Annotated in this window: 11 protein-coding genes and 10 tRNA genes; 16 read left to right on the forward strand and 5 right to left on the reverse strand. The window is 39.0% G+C overall.

What is annotated here, in order from left to right:
* The first annotated feature begins 239 nt into the window (after positions 1-239).
* Both C9J45_RS17470 and C9J45_RS17475 read left to right on the forward strand, forming a co-directional pair.
* Positions 240-4637, forward strand: a complete 4398-nt coding sequence (locus C9J45_RS17470; protein ID WP_107292822.1) for a M36 family metallopeptidase — start codon at positions 240-242, stop codon at positions 4635-4637.
* Positions 4638-4881: 244 nt separating this feature from the next.
* Positions 4882-5166, forward strand: coding sequence for a hypothetical protein (locus tag C9J45_RS17475; RefSeq protein ID WP_105061657.1), 285 nt, complete (start codon positions 4882-4884; stop codon positions 5164-5166).
* A gap of 44 nt (positions 5167-5210) precedes the next feature.
* On the opposite strand, the gene C9J45_RS17480 is transcribed toward C9J45_RS17475, so the two are convergent.
* Together C9J45_RS17480 and C9J45_RS17485 are read right to left on the reverse strand one after the other, a co-directional pair.
* Positions 5211-6014 (reverse strand): helix-turn-helix transcriptional regulator, encoded by an 804-nt coding sequence (locus tag C9J45_RS17480; RefSeq protein ID WP_105061658.1) that lies wholly within the window; start codon positions 6012-6014, stop codon positions 5211-5213.
* 73 nt (positions 6015-6087) lie between these two features.
* Positions 6088-6711, reverse strand: coding sequence for a hypothetical protein (locus tag C9J45_RS17485; protein ID WP_107208296.1), 624 nt, complete (start codon positions 6709-6711; stop codon positions 6088-6090).
* 268 nt (positions 6712-6979) lie between these two features.
* Between C9J45_RS17485 and C9J45_RS17490 the strand changes: the two genes are divergently transcribed.
* From C9J45_RS17490 to C9J45_RS17550, 13 genes are all read left to right on the forward strand, one after another.
* Positions 6980-7070, forward strand: a tRNA-Ser gene (locus C9J45_RS17490).
* Positions 7071-7109: 39 nt separating this feature from the next.
* A tRNA-Asp gene (locus C9J45_RS17495) sits at positions 7110-7186 on the forward strand.
* A gap of 43 nt (positions 7187-7229) precedes the next feature.
* Positions 7230-7305, forward strand: a tRNA-Thr gene (locus tag C9J45_RS17500).
* 9 nt (positions 7306-7314) lie between these two features.
* Positions 7315-7399: transfer RNA gene (locus C9J45_RS17505), tRNA-Tyr, on the forward strand.
* 7 nt (positions 7400-7406) lie between these two features.
* A tRNA-Asn gene (locus tag C9J45_RS17510) sits at positions 7407-7482 on the forward strand.
* A 455-nt stretch (positions 7483-7937) separates the two neighbouring features.
* Positions 7938-8028 (forward strand) — tRNA-Ser (locus C9J45_RS17515).
* Positions 8029-8067: 39 nt separating this feature from the next.
* A tRNA-Asp gene (locus C9J45_RS17520) sits at positions 8068-8144 on the forward strand.
* Positions 8145-8187: 43 nt separating this feature from the next.
* Positions 8188-8263, forward strand: a tRNA-Thr gene (locus tag C9J45_RS17525).
* Positions 8264-8272: 9 nt separating this feature from the next.
* Positions 8273-8357 (forward strand) — tRNA-Tyr (locus tag C9J45_RS17530).
* Positions 8358-8364: 7 nt separating this feature from the next.
* Positions 8365-8440 (forward strand) — tRNA-Asn (locus C9J45_RS17535).
* A gap of 410 nt (positions 8441-8850) precedes the next feature.
* Positions 8851-9411 (forward strand): 3'-5' exonuclease, encoded by a 561-nt coding sequence (locus tag C9J45_RS17540; RefSeq protein WP_107208297.1) that lies wholly within the window; start codon positions 8851-8853, stop codon positions 9409-9411.
* 243 nt (positions 9412-9654) lie between these two features.
* The gene (gene uvrB, locus C9J45_RS17545) at positions 9655-11625 is read left to right on the forward strand and encodes an excinuclease ABC subunit UvrB (protein WP_107208298.1); all 1971 of its coding nucleotides are present in this window, start codon (positions 9655-9657) and stop codon (positions 11623-11625) included.
* Between the two features lie 643 nt (positions 11626-12268).
* On the forward strand, positions 12269-13708 hold the full coding sequence (locus C9J45_RS17550) for an EAL domain-containing protein (protein ID WP_107208299.1): 1440 nt from the start codon (positions 12269-12271) through the stop codon (positions 13706-13708).
* Between the two features lie 106 nt (positions 13709-13814).
* On the opposite strand, the gene C9J45_RS17555 is transcribed toward C9J45_RS17550, so the two are convergent.
* From C9J45_RS17555 to C9J45_RS17565, 3 genes are read right to left on the reverse strand one after another with little or no spacing between them, the layout of a single operon-like run.
* A complete protein-coding gene (locus C9J45_RS17555) occupies positions 13815-14906 on the reverse strand; it encodes a DUF4056 domain-containing protein (RefSeq protein WP_107208300.1) in 1092 nt (363 codons plus the stop codon).
* Complete coding sequence (locus C9J45_RS17560) at positions 14906-16033, reverse strand: BamA/TamA family outer membrane protein (protein ID WP_107208301.1); 1128 nt, start codon at positions 16031-16033, stop codon at positions 14906-14908. Before C9J45_RS17560 ends, C9J45_RS17555 begins: the two co-directional genes overlap by 1 nt.
* A 14-nt stretch (positions 16034-16047) precedes the next feature.
* Complete coding sequence (locus tag C9J45_RS17565) at positions 16048-16920, reverse strand: hypothetical protein (RefSeq protein WP_107208302.1); 873 nt, start codon at positions 16918-16920, stop codon at positions 16048-16050.
* A 493-nt stretch (positions 16921-17413) separates the two neighbouring features.
* Here C9J45_RS17565 and C9J45_RS17570 point away from each other — a divergent pair, with 493 nt between their 5' ends.
* Entirely contained in the window at positions 17414-17761 is a 348-nt protein-coding gene (locus tag C9J45_RS17570) for a transcriptional regulator (RefSeq protein WP_107208303.1), read from the forward strand.

Raw genomic sequence — 17761 nt, forward strand, 5'->3', positions numbered from 1 at the left:
TTGAATTATAATCACTTTTGTATTGTATATTACGTTTGCGAGCATCTTGCTCGCTTTTTTTTTAACTAATATTTTATTTAATTACTTGTTATATTTATCCTATTTTTAATATTTCAATGGTACTTATTTATTAAGTATTTTCTTTCTTTTAAACAAGACAAATAAAAAATAAACCGTTTCTATAATCACAAAGTTAATTTGTATTCGCAAAGTAAACTGAGATAAATAGAGGCTTGCTCATGAAAATTATCCGAGTGTTTATATGGCTCGCAATGCTAATAAGTATTGTGAGTTGTAATGGTAGCAGTGAAGATACAGTAGCACCCAGTAGTGATAGTAAAACTGTAGTCATTGATTTTACTCCTGAATTCACTGCATTTCGTATGGCTATCCCCTCCACAAAAAATGAACAAATAGGAAAAAATACTTCATCACCAATCTTATTAGTGGGGACTTTACAAGCAACGAATACAGCTACGAATGCTGTCGATGAGTTCGATTGGAAAGCGTATCTACATCTTGATACGTTTAAAGTGGAATCGGAAACAACGGTTGGCTTAACACCGGGTAATTATGATCTTATGCTTGATATTGAGCATGATGGACAAAAATATCATGGTGAAGCGAACACCAATATTGTCGATGGTAATTCCCCTATTGCGATGAATTTAACCCCTGTATTAGGCAAACTTGATATTGACGTTTCTGTTAATCCTGAAATGGCTAAACTCTTTTTTAAAGTCGATCCTAACGAATTAAATTTATTAGGTTTAGGAACCCCTATTGTTGGTATTGGGCTTGATAATAATCAAGAAATGAAGTTTTTAATCAACAAAAATTCAGCGCAATCTGATCTTTTTTTTAATATCCAATATGGTAGCTATTTCGTTGATATTAATTTCTACAATGACACTGAAAAAGTGGGACATTTAGATATACCAAACCAAGTATTAAATATTGATCAAAATACTGCTATTGCGAATTATGATGTGGTTCCATTGATGGGGGTCAGCGTCATTACATTTAATGAGCAAGGAGAGACTACAGATATCACGGTTAAAATTCCTAACTCGATTATTACCCATGTTCAGCAATTATCAGATCTTAATACTGAGCTTAAGCTATTAGATCCTAACAATATGATAGTGTTTGATGATCAAGTGATATTTACCCAAGATCCAAATACACCTGATAGTTACATCGCAACGCTACCGATGAATTTGAATTTTGCTCAAACACAGATCCATGGTTTGTTTTTAACATTAAAATTTTTCGATACCGCGGATAATCCGACTGTTGCATTTGCAAGTTGTACTTCAGAGAGTTTTCATTTAGAGCACAATGATAAAACCTTAGGCTGTCAGGTGACGTTTAACGATACAACGATTGATGTTGTAACGGCACTTAATGCCCATTTTGTGGTGAATGTTTATGATGTCAACGGTAACCCTGTTAAAGATGCTCAAATCTTTATTGATGATGCAGCAACTCCTATTGGTGTAACTGGGGAAGATCCGTCGACCAGTGATGGTGCGCTGGTATTCAATACATCTATAGGTGAACACGATATTAAGGCTAAAGCGATTGGTTATGTCGCTGAAAAAGTCGTTAATGCTGCACCTCTAAGCATCAATAATGTTGATTTATATTTAATGATCCCTGAATCACCACCAGCAGATGCTGTTGAATCAAGAAACTATGATACGCGGGTATCTTTAACTGAAAATATCAATATTTTACCCAGTACAGAGCAAATAAACCTTGCTAATGACATGATGGTAAGAATACCGCCGGTGAAAATTGATTATGAAAAACGCACAGGTGTAGCGCGTGTTCTTTATAATCAGACAGGCTATTTGACTGATGCTGATCCAAGTAAAACCACAGAGCAAGTGGTGATGGATTTTCTTGAAGATAATCGACGATTATTACATTTATCACCTACCGATATTGCCAATGTAGAGCAACAAGTTTATGAAACTGCAGCGACAGGTGCGAAGCGTTTTTACTTACAACAAAAAATCCATGGGCGTGATGTCTTTAATGCTTTGCTACAAGTAAATGTGAATCGTGATGGTCGTATCTTAAGTGTGAATAACACCTTCTCACCACATATTGATCAAGTGATTTTGAGTAAGCAACCACCCACCATAACGATTAAGCAAGCGATCATTAATGCGGCTGAAAAAGTAGGGATCAAGGTTCGCCACCAGCCAACCATTGAAAATGAAGATCTTGGCGCAGATGATCAAGCAACAAAAGTTAATGCCGCCAGTGCTTCAAGAGAGCCGATTGACGCTAAATTAGTTTACATGCCAGTCAAAAATGATGAACTACGTTTGGCATGGTCTTTCTTACTCTTTACTCATGATCAACGTCATGTCTATCAAATGTTGGTTGATGCCAATAGTGGTGAACTTCTCGCTTACTTTGATCAGGTTGATGAGCACAGCTATGAAGTGTTTCAATATCCTGTTGAATCACCGAATCATGCAACACCTGTTAACGCTCGACAAATTGAAGTTAATCCGGCGGCAAGTCCCGGTTCACCATGGGGATGGCATGATATAAATGCCACCATTGGCAATGAATATACCATCATGCGAGGTAACAATGTTCATGCGTATAATGATTCAAATAATTCAGGTTCACCAACAGGAGTCGAGCCTGATTGTTTGGCGGGTATAAGTTGTGTCTTCCCACTGGATTTTACTCTACCACTACAAGACAACAGCGATGCGGCTGTAGCAAACTTATTCCACTGGAATAACATTATTCACGATATCACCTATTTATATGGCTTTGATCAAGCTTCAGGGAATTTCCAAGTCAATCAATATGGAGCACCCGGTGCTGGTGGCGATGATGTTAAAGCCGAAGCGCAAGATGGCGGGGGAATGAATAATGCTAACTTCTGGACGCCTGCTGATGGTACACGCCCTCGAATGCAAATGTACCTATGGTCATATACCACTCCACAGCGTGACGGTGATTTTGATAATGCGATTATTGTCCATGAGTATGCTCACGGTATTTCCAATCGTTTAGTCGGTGGCCCTGCCAATGTAAATTGTTTAAGTAATTACCAACGACCATCAGAAGGGATCAGTGATCTTTATGCCTTAATGATGACTCAACCAGCTGGGCTCACAGGGGCCGATCCTCGTGCGATGGGGACCTATGTATTAGGTCAACCAACCTCGGGGGCTGGTATACGTCCGCAACGTTACAGTACTGATTCAACGATAAATAATTATACTTATGAAAGTATTACCTCAGGTATGTCAGTACCTCATGGGGTCGGCTCTGTATGGGCACAAGCGGCATGGGAAGTGTACTGGGCATTGGTTGATGAACATGGTTTTGATATTAACTTGTATAATTCATTAGGGGGAAGCGGTAACCAACGTGCCATGTTGTATTTCACCGAAGGGTTGAAAAATACCATTTGTTCACCAAGCTTTATTGATACACGCGACGGTATTATCCAAGCTGCTATCGATAACTATTCGGGTGAAGATGTGTGCTTAATCTGGCGTACGTTTGCAGGCTTTGGACTTGGTGTTGATGCAATATCACCAAGTAGTAATAGTTTAAATGTTACTAATGGCTTTGGTATTCCAAGCTCATGTGACGAGACCGCTGATGTGTGGGTTGAAGATACCCATTATGATTACTTTGGTCCTGCACCTGATACGGGCAATGAGCCTGATGCCAATATGGTTGGTAAATCGATGTGGCGCAGTAAAGCGATTTGGAACCGTGTGGTTGCAGGTAGCCCTGGTCCGCATCAAAATCCAGAGTTTGGCCAGAAAAATGAAATTTACGTTAATGTGAAAAACCGTGGTGCAGCAACGGCCTTTAATACCACTGTTGAAGTGTATTGGGCACATGCATCTACTGGATTAACGTGGCCTGCGGATTGGACATTGCTGGGTACTGATACCATCGGCACTCTACCCGTGGGGGCTGATGTAGAAGCGACAGTTGCTTGGGAACCACCAACAACGGGACATTATTGTTTAGTGGCACGATTAATTAACCCACAAGATCCAATGAGCTTCCCTGAAACAGCGAGCATTAACTATAACACCCGTCAGAACAATAATATTGCATGGCGGAATATGAATGTGGTTGATTTATTGATTAATCAGCAGCAAAAAATATCGTTTATTGCTAGAGGGATCGAGACGAATAATCAACAGATTGTTTTGCAAATAGGTCATGATGAACAGCAACGCTTCTTAGTTGATGGTGGTAAATTAGCGATTAATTTGCTTGAGTTTACAGGCGTTGATGAATGGCAAGAGATCACTCAATTACCCTTTATTATTCGTAATTTACAAACCCCAACAGGTAATGCTAATGAAGCAAATGTGCAATTACGCTTTAGCGCCGATCCTATGCCTATTACAGACAAAGAAAGTGCACTTTACCATCTTGATGTGATGCAGTTAGGTACAACGGCTGCGGGTAATAATCAAGAAATTGGTGGTGTATCGTATGAAATTATTACGCGTACTCACTTAACTGATACGGATAACGATCAGAAACCTGATATCCAAGATGATGATGATGATGATGATCAAGTCCCTGATGAGTTAGATGCTTATCCACTCGATGAATTACGTCATTAATTGTTAATAAGTGACACATTTAAGCCTCGCTATTTAGCGGGGCTTTCTTTTGTTGGTTAAATCGTATGTTTACTCTTAGCGTCTATAATGACTCTTAAATTATCAAATACCTGTATCAAAACATGTCTAATGACGAGTAGATGGTAATTAACTGTAACAGTGAATAAATAGCGAAAAGGGAGTGCTTGCTGCGTCAATCGTATCTTAATACTATCGCGAAAATTCAAGTTACTGACAACGTGTGATGGCATTTTTTAAATTAAAAATTACGCATGGACTTTCTCATTACCCTGATATTATTACCACAACGCGGGATCCACAGCGCGCTTTACAATTTTTAAAGTACGATGTATCACCGTATTCGCGTGGTTTTACTAAAATCGTGATCGTGGATAACAAGCAATATGTGAAAAATTTAGCGAATAATGCCACTGCTGAATTTCAATCTGATTATATCCACGATGGTGAATGCAGTGTATTTACTCTACTGAGTAGTAAAATTCTATTTGCTCGTTGGAATCGTAAGTAATTTAATATCAGTAATATGGATGCGAGCAGTAACAATATAGACAATTATATTTTCGGTGGCATCGCCTCATCACCTAAGCGCTGACGATATTGATCGGGTGTACTGCCTGATTGCTTTTTAAACGCAGTAATAAAGGGAGATGCCTGATGATAGCCCAGTGTTAATGCAATCTCTTTTACTGATAAACCACTACGCAGTAAATGTAGTGAGTAGATAAACTTTCGTCGTTGTCTCCATTCGGTAAAGTTCATCCCAAGTTTATCTTTGAAGTGACGGGCAAGGGTACGCTCTGTCGTATGAAGCATTTTTGCCCATTCCGCTAAACTGCGATTATTGGTTGGGTTTTTTTCAAGTTCAATCAATATTGTTTGTAGGAGCTTATCATCACTTGTTGGTAAGTATTGATGGTGTTCTTTACTCATTAATACCTGATCAAACAACACTTTCACTAAGCGTTTATCTTGCGGGGTTTCAGGGCTAACAATCCGGCGCTCGCGTAAATCACTCACCATGGCTTGCATTAATGGGCTGACTTCCAATAAACAGGCATAATTCGGCAACGCATTAGCGAGTGGCTTGGTAATGTTCATTGAACAATAATTTAAACTACGACGAATATAACTTTGATGCTCCATTGCTGGTGGTACCCATAATGCAAACTGGGGAGGGGCAAGAAAGTGTTTACTCTCCGCTTTTAATTCAATGATCCCTCCACTGATTAGTTGCAATTGTCCCCACGGATGAGCATGTTTCATTGTTCCTGTATTTGGCAGAAAAATCGTATGACCAAAAAAGATATCACCGGGTGGATTATTATCATCAAATAAAGGTTGGTATACGTTTTTCATTGAACTTTAGCTGTCATATGATGTGATAAGAATAGTATACGCAGGTTTTAGGTTATTGATCTACTTTGATAACTTATGGGTACCAGTCGATACCGCAAGTTTGTAGTGCTTTAAGGTAATCATGGGCTAAAGGGTAGCGGCCTACAGTTAATCCATGCAATGGAGTTTGAAATATTCGATATTCTAAAAACTCACCTGTTAGCATTTGATTAAATAAAGATTTAGCAGCATCACCTGTGGCAACGGTATAAGGCGATCTTGAAGCCAACGCTTTTGCCGTTACAGTGCTAAAACTGTGTTGTAATTCATCACGCTGATGCATGTTCATATGACTTAAGTAATGATCGTATCCTATTAGAATATGAGGTGTAATATCCATTTGTTGTTGAAGGTAATAGGGCATATCACGTTGCTTGATTAGCCAACGATAATGACTATCTACCTGTAATTGGATATCGCCAACGGGCAAGGGGTTTTGATCTGGGCTGTGCATGCCGACTCTTACCTGATCATGAACCATATCAACAATAGGATAATAGCTGCTATCTGTTTGCATTGGAGAGATTGCGCGTACACGACAAACAGGCTCACCTGTGAGTTCATCAATAACCGTGATGGCTTGCCATTGAGCGGGATAGAGCGCAACACAGCCCGAACAAAAAAAGATAACAGCAATAAGTATTATATAGAATGGCATATAACATCCTTGTGTATCTCAGTAACGCTTAAAAAGCGCGATAACTGATTTTAGTATATGCAAGCTTTACACATTGTGTTTAATCCCTTGCGAGAAGATAAGATATGTAAAGCGCGGTATTGCTTGAAAAATAAACGTCGAAATGGATTACAAATGGCGATATTGTTACCTTTATTAACACTCTGATTATTTGTTAATCGAGTGGTGTTTTTTCTTAAAATTAGGCTTTACAGATTTTAAATCTATCGGTAATATTCGCCGCACTTACGGAGAGATGGCTGAGTGGTTGAAAGCACCGGTCTTGAAAACCGGCATACGTTTATAGCGTATCTAGGGTTCAAATCCCTATCTCTCCGCCATATTCTAGAGATTCGATTTATCGGGTTTCATAAAGAATTGGAGCGGTAGTTCAGTTGGTTAGAATACCGGCCTGTCACGCCGGGGGTCGCGGGTTCGAGTCCCGTCCGCTCCGCCAACATTTAGATTTAACGGTTACGTTAAATAGACGAAATTATAGTGCCGACTTAGCTCAGTAGGTAGAGCAACTGACTTGTAATCAGTAGGTCACCAGTTCGACTCCGGTAGTCGGCACCATTAAATTTCGGTGGGGTTCCCGAGTGGCCAAAGGGAGCAGATTGTAAATCTGCCGGCACTGCCTTCGAAGGTTCGAATCCTTCCCCCACCACCATTACAATTCCTCCTTAGTTCAGTCGGTAGAACGGCGGACTGTTAATCCGTATGTCGCTGGTTCAAGTCCAGCAGGAGGAGCCAAATAAAAAAGCCCGCAAGCAATTGCGGGTTTTTTTACATCTTAAATTTGGAAAATCATTGCTTAGTAGCTTAGTAGCTTAGTAGCTTAGTAGCTTAGTAGCTTAGTAGCTTAGTAAGTAGCTTAGTAGCTGCTTGGTTATTGGTATCTTTCCTCTCGACCTACCTTACCATTTCTCCCTTAGTTCACTTGGTGATTACCTCTTATCTCTTGTGATCGTTAACCGCAAATTTGGTTATCTACTATGATTCTTTTGAGGTTAGGTGTTGCTATTAAATGATCTATTTTTAGCTTTAATTGTATTATTTATTGAAGATTAAGTGATCATAACCATCTAATAACTATCATATTTGCAAAAAATATTATCAAAATGTGCGTTTGTTAATCGAGTGAGCGTTTTTTCTTAAAAATAGGCTTTACAGGTTTTACATCTATCGGTAATATTCGCCGCACTTACGGAGAGATGGCTGAGTGGTTGAAAGCACCGGTCTTGAAAACCGGCATACGTTTATAGCGTATCTAGGGTTCAAATCCCTATCTCTCCGCCATATTCTAGAGATTCGATTTATCGGGTTTCATAAAGAATTGGAGCGGTAGTTCAGTTGGTTAGAATACCGGCCTGTCACGCCGGGGGTCGCGGGTTCGAGTCCCGTCCGCTCCGCCAACATTTAGATTTAACGGTTACGTTAAATAGACGAAATTTTAGTGCCGACTTAGCTCAGTAGGTAGAGCAACTGACTTGTAATCAGTAGGTCACCAGTTCGACTCCGGTAGTCGGCACCATTAAATTTCGGTGGGGTTCCCGAGTGGCCAAAGGGAGCAGATTGTAAATCTGCCGGCACTGCCTTCGAAGGTTCGAATCCTTCCCCCACCACCATTATAATTCCTCCTTAGTTCAGTCGGTAGAACGGCGGACTGTTAATCCGTATGTCGCTGGTTCAAGTCCAGCAGGAGGAGCCAAATAAAAAAGCCCGCAAGTAATTGCGGGCTTTTTTACATTTGAAATCTAGGCTTTTGTTAACAACTCATTGGGTGATAAAGGTCTATTAACTATTCTTAACTCACTGACGTAACCATACAAAGGATTATGCAATTTACTGTTAGAACACGATGATCCCACAATCCAAGCGGCATCTTCTTTGATTTTCTTATCAACTGATATGTAATCCAGTATTAAAAACGGTATAAACTAAAGGGAAAAATGTACGTTGTTGATCGGTACTTACAGATAGTGTGAGCTTAATTATTTCGCTGTATGTTTTTCTCTATTAACACCATAGAATAGGTTTCTCTCATCTCTTAACGGATGAAGCAGTTAACACAAAATGGTATTATTAACGGCTGTTTTGCCTGTGACACTTGGATAACTAATGAATTTTGACCGTATTGTGTGTTTCGATCTCGAAATGTGTTGTTGGAATGATGGCCGCACATCTAGAACCGGTGAAATCATCGAAATTGGTGTGGCAGAGCTTGATCTCAACACCGGAAAAATTGTTCGTCGGGCACAACATTATGTGCGTCCTACAAAAGATGAAATCTCGCCGTTTTGTACTGAACTAACGGGCATCAAACCTGAGGTCGTTGAAAAAAATGGCAAGCCGCTTTCTGTGATATTAAAATCGATCGAACAAAAGTTTGGTGGTCGACATAAGATCTATGCAGCGTGGGGACATGATGATCGTATTTTGAAAAAGGAATGTTTAGCTAAAGAGCTAAAAGTCCCTTTTCGTGAATATTTAAATCTTGCCACTTTATTTAAATTACAGCGTCATGTGACGAATAAACGATTAGGTCAACGTGCCGCAATGGAAATTGCTGGTGTTGAATGGGAAGGGCGTCAGCATTCGGGTTATGTCGATGCGTATAACCTTGCGCGTTTAGCGGCAACCATGTTCTGCGAAAAAGACACAGATTCAACACAGGAATAGTGTTACTTCCAATCGATTTGTTTAGTAAAGCCGACTGATAGAGTCGGCTTTTTATGTGTATGATGTAATTCGTGCGATGAAAATGCTGTTGTTTATATTTTGTGATTCGGTGCCAATACTTGAGGAGATAGTTGGATAACTAAAATATTAATATTAGTTTGTAGCAAGGGATTAAGTGTTTAAACAGCAAAATATAATGCGTTATGTATACTGACAAAAGCCGCTCATTAAAAGGTCACTTTTATGTCACAGAATACGTTTATTTTGCATTCCGCTTATCCTCCATCAGGCGATCAACCTGAAGCTTTAGCGCGATTAATCGGTAATATTCAAGACGGTGTTACACACCAAACACTGCAAGGGGTTACCGGATCTGGGAAAACTTTCACGATGGCAAATATGATCCATCGTCTTCAGCGTCCTACCTTAATATTGGCCCATAACAAGACGCTTGCCGCACAACTTTATAGTGAAATGAAACGTTTCTTTCCTGAAAATGCTGTCGAGTATTTTGTCTCTTATTACGATTACTACCAACCTGAAGTGTATATTCCTGGTAGTGATCGCTTTATTCGTAAAGATTCTGCAGTGAATCAACAATTGGAACGATTACGTTTATCGACCACCAAATCGTTGATAGAACGTAAAGACGTGATTGTCGTGGCATCGGTATCTGCTATTTATGGCTTAGGCGATCCAGCTCAATATCGCGCGGTACAAATTCCGTTATCAGTGGGTATGACCATCGAAAGGGAAGACTTTATTCAACGTCTTGTCGCGCTGCAATATAGCCGTTGTGAGCGAACGATTGAACGAGCAACTTTCCGTGTCCATGGTGAAATATTTGATATCTATCCAGCAGATTCAGAATCAAAAGCAATACGTGTGGTGATGTTTGATGACACCATTGAGCAACTACAATGGCTTGACCCTATTACAGGGAAAGTGTTGGGCGACATTGAGCATTATTTTGTTTCTCCAAAAACCTTGTATGCCGCTTCAAAAGACAAGTTACTGAAAGCCAGCATTGAAATTCAAAAAGAATTAGAAATGCGTGTCGCTGAATTAAATAATGAAAATCGTATTGTGGAAGCGGCAAGGCTGTATGAGCGCACGACACATGATATAGAAATGATGCAGCAGCTTGGATATTGTTCAGGATTAGAAAACTACTCATGTTATTTAAACGATCGCGATCCTAGCTTGCCACCGACGACCTTATTAGATTATTTACCGGAAGATGGCTTACTGTTTATTGATGAATCCCATGTGATGATCCCGCAGATTTCTGCAATGTATCGCAGTGATGTGAGTCGTAAAGAGACATTAATTGATTATGGCTTTCGGTTGCCATCAGCGAAGAACAATCGACCTTTAATGTTTAAAGAATTTGAGCAAATAAAACCACAAACCGTATTTGTATCAGCTACCCCCGGTGAGTACGAACTCAAAAAATCTCAGCAGCATGTTATAGAACAAATCATTCGCCCGACAGGCTTGCTTGATCCTATTGTTGAAGTGCGTCCTTTAGCGACTCAAACCGACGATCTATTAAAAGAAATATCAGAGCGTACGCAAAAAGATGAACGCGTATTGGTGACGACATTAACGAAAAAAAGTGCAGAGGCATTGTATGAGTTAATGGTAGAGCAAGGTATTAAGGTCAGTTATATTCATTCAGAAGTAAAAACCGAGCAACGGGTTGAAATTATAGATGATTTACGTGCAGGTAAATTTGATGTGCTTATTGGGATAAACCTGTTACGAGAAGGATTAGATATTCCAGAGGCCTCATTGGTCGCAGTGTTAAATGCCGATCATGCGGGATTTTTGCGTTCAACACAGGCGCTGATTCAAATCATTGGTCGTGCAGCTCGTAACGCAAACGGTAAAGCGATTTTATATGCTGATAAAATGACGCCTGCAATGCAGCAAGCGATGAATGAATCACAACAACGCCGAGAGCGTCAGGTGGAATATAATAAAGCGCATAATATTACACCAGCCTCCTCTCAACGTAAAAAAGCAAGGATAGATAATAATGAGCCCGCACAACATAGTGTTGAGTTCTGCTCTAATCTATCAGAGTTATGCCAGCAAATTACGACAACAGAAAAAGAACTATTGGTGGCTTGTGATACGAATGATGAAATACACGTTGGTATTTTTAGAGAAAAGCTCAATGAGTTATATCGTCAGTTCATATTTATGTAAAAAGGATACTAATTGACATCTAATTAAGGTCGTAATGACTCGGCCTTAATTACTCACAATCAACCTAACTATATTCATCTGTTATATTCTTATTGAATAAGATAAGTATGACTTTAATTAAAAGTAAGGAACAAAACTGAATTATTGCAATATATTTTTATTAACAAGATAAGTGAATTTTATTGTAAATTTATCTCATTGATGAATTTACGTTTTATTTGTGTTGTTTGGTGGTTTTGTTTTTGTGTTGTGATTGTAATTACATTAAGTTTTGATATACTCCGCCCGATTTTTATAGAAAATAAACGGTATAAAAATTCTAAAGTTGAATAGATAAAAGCAGTCATCATTTTGGTGAATACCCCTCCAGCTATATTGGCCTTTTTACAACGTCGCGCGCGAATAACAGCTATGTATATTTTATATGGTGAGAAAGAGCGTATGTTCATTCTTAATATAAAAGATCTTAGTTTTATCAGTCATCGTGCTGGAAAATCATATGCTACGATAGAAAATAGAATTTAAGTGTATTCATTTTATAAGAATGAATCTGGGGCGTAATTGCTTCCTTTAGTTTGTTATAAAGAGTTGTTATGGTGCTATACAACGCAATAAATATGGCTTTAAATGGGATCGTTCTTATATGAACATTAAATACATGAAGCTTTATACATTGATCGTGTGCTCTACGTTCTTTTTCATTATCTTTGCATGCGGTACTTATCTACTTTATCAACACGATATTGATACAAAAATTCACAATGAGCATGAAATACAACGGAAAACCTTTTATTCAGTTGTTGATAGTAAAGATACACTAGTTCCTATGTTTTCGAAGATGACGATTCCGACTTTAGCTGAGCAGAGGGAGTTAAAGCGTTATGTCTCCGATCATAAAGATGTTAGCAGTATATCTGTGATTTATAATGATTATTATGTATACAGTACATTTGGAAATCGCCTGTATTCAATGAAGATGAAGGCAGTAAAAGGTTTTAATATTAAGGTAAAAAGCTTACTAACGCATAAGCCAACCTTGTCTTATACGTTGCAAGTTGGAGCGAATACTTACTTAAAAATATATTTTAAACCGCTTCGTTTTAATGTTATCGATAGTATTGGTAGAGGCTATATTACCGTTTTTGATAATATTGAAATTGGTGAAGGTAATCAGTTAGTTAAGCATGATTTGTTAAATCATCGCGATGAGTACTATTTTCATCTCGACGACGCTGATTTTTTTGTTGATGTTGATCCGGCACTCGCTCTAAAACAATTTATTGAAACTAAATATGTTTACTTGTTAATGCTCTTATTGGGCTGCATGGTAAGTAGTTATACATCGGCCGCTTACTGCAAAAAAATCTGGGTACGAGTTTGTATCAAACGCAATATTATTCGTCCATACCTTCAACCCATTGTTAATAAGGAAGGCGATATTATTGGGGCTGAAGTCTTAGCTCGTTGGATTACTAAAAAAGGTCAGGTTTTACCGCCTTATTTATTTATACCCTATATAGAGAGTCAACACTTAACATCCTTGTTAACCTGCTCTTTGATGACACAGGTTTATCAAAGTCAGTTAATGGTTTTGAGTAAACAACTAAAATTGAGTTTTAATTTGACGGAACGTTGTTTGTTTGACGAAAGTATTTATAAAGCGAGTTTATTATTGGCGCCTAAGTTTGAACTGGTGCTTGAGTTTACGGAATCAGCACCATTTTCGAATGTTCATGTGAAAGCGCGTATGGAAAAATTTCATCAAAATGGCATGTTCTTTGCGCTTGACGATTATGGTACAGGGTACTCTTCACCGTATTATTTGACGGATTATAATTTTGATTATTTAAAAATAGATCGTTGTTTTATTGAGCAAATTGAACATAATCCTAAATCGATTTATGTTGTTGAATCTTTAGTGCTATTAGCCCAAAAACTGGAGCTTTCTGTCATCTCTGAAGGCGTTGAAACAGAAAAACAAAAACAGATGTTAGATCAATGGGGAATTAAGCAATATCAAGGGTTTTACTTTTATAAGCCGATGTCAATAGAAAGCTTTATGGATATATATAGTTCTCACTAATATAGCATCTTAGTGAGAACCCTGACTCTTCTTGTACTCTGTGGAAGAAGAGTTTTTTTAGCTCTGTCATTTTATAAGGTTAATCGTAAGTGAGTATTTGCTAACTCTAGTCTTTAACTACCTGGGTAGTTTTGCCGCGTTCTTTATAATCTTGTTGTTTTGCAAAAGTAGCGAGTTGTTGAAATTGAGCGGGTTGCCAGACCATATTGTTTGTGAGCTCAGGAGCGAGCGCGTTAAACGTTTCTTCATTGCCTACATTATGTAAATACAACTCCGCCCACATACCATTATTATCACCGTTGCTCAGTTCGGTAGATAAAGAAAGAGGAACTCCGTTTTTTACCCCATTAGGGTAGAGAGTTAATCCCAGTTGATAATCACGTTTTAACACCACCCACTTTTGTGGCAAACGTGTATTGTGATCCCACCACTGACCATTTAACTGCTGTATGTTGCGTTTGGTTTCTTCTGCTGAAACACTGCCTAATTGCTGTAATTGATCGTTAAAAGCATCAGTCATGGCTTGAGAAAAATCTGACGGAGAAAGATCGGGTTGCTGCTCTAGCACTTGTTTAGCTGTGATAGCACCTAACATGTTGGAATAGAGATCTTCAGGTGAAAAAGCAGAGACATATTCAGGAAAGCCAATAATTGATTCATAGCCAAACCACTGTGCGATTTCATGCCATTGTGCTAATCGAAAAGCTAATAGAGCCGCAAGCTCGAGACTCAGTGATTGTTTCTCTTTATTTGTAAGTAGTTGCTTATTCTCTTGTAACCGAATGTGGCGCGCCCGTAATTCCGTGGGTAAGATTATTCGATAATGGGATCCAAGATGCTGGCGAATTTGTTGATATAAATAATAAGTGAAATCTGCCGTATCTCGGACGTGAGCTGTATCGATAAATCCCCCCTTACTCGTAAAGATTAAGCCATTAGATTCACCGCCTAATCCGAATAAGCTTGAAATAACGCTTTGCGATCCATCGTTGTAGCTATGTTTACCGAGCATTGGTATATCGACAATATTCTCTACTGAGAAAAAAGGAATGGGCATACCTAATAATTCGGTTTTTAAATCTTGACCAAAGGCACAGCATGGACGTACGCCAATAGGCGCATCCAATGCTTTACTGTATGGGCTGACGAATAAAGCACAAAGGCTGAATGCTGCGATCAAAGGTGCGTGTATTTTCATTAAAAAGCTTCATTGATGTGAAAATAAAAACCGGAACTGTCTTTACCAATGGCGTAATCGACACGCACATTTATTCGGGGCTTAAAGGCAAAGCGATAGCCGACACCTAAACTAGGTAATAGCTTACTTGAAAGTAACTGCTCACTTTTATTGGCGATATTACCTCCGCCAAACCAGGTCACCATACCATGACGATGGTTAAAACGATGACGCCATTCTATTTGTCCAGACAGTAAATAACGATCACGGTATTGCCCTGTATAGTAACCACGCATACGTTTATCGTTACCCATTTCCGCATAGCCATACCAAGGAATATCACCATCAACCCGTTGCCTGTAGACATCCCAAGCAATAATGTTATTGCTATCAAGTTGAACATATTGACGGTAGTTCATGGTCAGGCGTGTGTAATTTTGATCAGAGCCTAATGTGGTTTTGTAATCAACCCATTCCGCGAACCACAATTGACCACGGTATGGGTTGGGTTCAAAATCTCGGCTGTCATATTCCAACGCAATGCTTATACCACTGCTTTGTTGATTTGAAAGTTTGTGCTCACCAACATCGTTAGTCTTTGCTAAGGTTTGTTGTGAATAATGTTGATAATCCCAGCCAACACTGACGTATTGATGAGGTAAAAACTGGTATGACACCTTTGGCGCAAGTTTGATGATCTGGCCGTTATACTCACGTTTATTGTTGTCGTTTTGTGCGGCAGCTTTTCCTACTCCCCAGTAATGTTGGGGGGAATGGCTGATCCATGCATCACCGATCAAGCGCAGTTTGTCTTGATTTAAGTAACTGCGATTTTCAACCCCTAATCCATAAGAGCCAGTTGAGGATAGATAGGATTTAATCGCTAATGTTGAATACGGTGTACTGGGTGTCCAGCCTGTCGGTGAGTAAAGCCCAACCGCAGCCATTCCAAATCCGACCCCTTGTTCAGGGTTAGCAAAAGGCCCCGGCAATACTCCCCAATCAATACCTTCTGAAGTATCAATCGTTTCACTAGCGCCGAGTTTTTCCAGTAGTTGATCTACCCAACCTGATTGTGTTGTATCAGCACAGGCTAAGTGAGAAAAACTACAAATAATCAATAATGGGGAAAGTTGCCAAGGTTTCATTGCTGATCTCTGACTTAAAAACGAAAATCAATGGATGTAAATAAGCTGGAGCGATCGCCAAAGCCGGCTTCTGCCAATAAATACAGACTTGGATTGAGCTGATATTGCATCCCGAGGATTGGGTTCCATGGTGTCGACAGTTGTTGCTCGATATGGAAACTGCCATTTTTAACCCAAGGTTGTAATCCTGAAGGAAGATTGAGATCGGTGAGTTTGCCAGATAGCGATTGCTCAACATTTTGATACATCGCACCGGCCCAAACTCGTAGTGGTACACCTTGTTGATAAAAGTCGTAACCTACACGAGGGCTGATCACCCATGCAGAAATACTGCCGTCGATGACGGTTAGCTCTGTTTCGGTATAGCTGATATCAACTAAGCCAAAGAATCGCTTATAGCCACCGGCAAGCACTACACCACCACCATATAAGTAGCCATCAAGATCAAGCTTGAAGTTATCAATGCGGCCTTTGAGGTGACGGTCTGGGCGGTTTGGGAATAAAGGCTTAATAGCAACATCATAGTTCACTGCAGTTTCCGATTTACCCGTCATCTTGCCACCTAAGACATAGAGGTTCAGAAACGGAAATAGCCACATATCCGCCCGTAGGGTGAGCACTTCACTGGTTTGTTTGCCTTGCTCTGCTTGCATATCGATGTTGCGCACAAAAGAAGGTAGGTTAAGGCCATTAAAGCCAATGCTAGTTACATCAATGCCTTGCTCTAATGCCATGTAACTCAAATTAAAGCCAATCGGTTTGGGTAATTCGTAACCTAAAGCTTGAGCTTCTTCTTTCCAAAGAGGGAGAGTAAAAGATTGAGCATATGTATAAGTGGATGAGGAAAACGCTAGGCTACTAAGGAAAAGTGAATGCGCTAATCGCATGTGTGTAATGCCAGTTAAATTCTATAATGGCGCGCATTTTAAGTTGACATTTGATTTAAGCATACTTAATGATTTATCTATAATGTAAGTATATGTTACATAACTATACCCAACTGATTTCAAGTTACCGAATTCAGAACATTGTTACAGTCCCTAGTTCAAAGAAAGCAAAGAAGTGTAATCGTTTTCTATTTCCAAATTGCATATACCTTTATGTTTATAGCGCTATTTTATTTGCCGTTTTCTGCTCGCTTGTGGAGGAAATCACAGAATTAACGATAAGTATTTCTTTTCTTTGGTGGTTTTTTATTTCTTATTAATTGATAAATTACTGATTTATATGCGGTTAATAAGAAAAATATGACATAGATCTGCTATTAATTTCCTTTTCCGCTTTGAAATGGAAATCAATCATCTACACATTAGCTCAACGTATCAATATTATGACCATATTCAATAAGTGGTGACACTTATATTACTAAGGAGAGATAAAGTGTCTGGAAATAAGTTTTCGGTTGATTACAGCATTTATGAGTTGGAATGCGAAGAAACCTATAAAAAAGCAATTTCACTTTTAAAAGAAAATAATATTTTTCCTGATGCTATTCAGCAACAAATGTTATTTACACATTTAAAAGCAATGGTCATTCGCTCTTATACAAAAGAGTCATTACCAGAAATTGAAGTCGATATGTTTGAAGATATTTCCCCACTATCTCATCAATTATCAGCAGATGTGGTTTCTTGGTTCCCTACCTTAGCGTACGAAGAAACCTATTTATTATCAGTCCACTTTGAAGTGGCAAAAGAAAACGAATTAACGTGTGAATTAGGAGTGTAA

This window comes from Photobacterium sp. GB-1 (genome assembly GCF_003026165.1).
In the GTDB taxonomy this organism is placed as follows: Bacteria; Pseudomonadota; Gammaproteobacteria; order Enterobacterales; family Vibrionaceae; genus Photobacterium.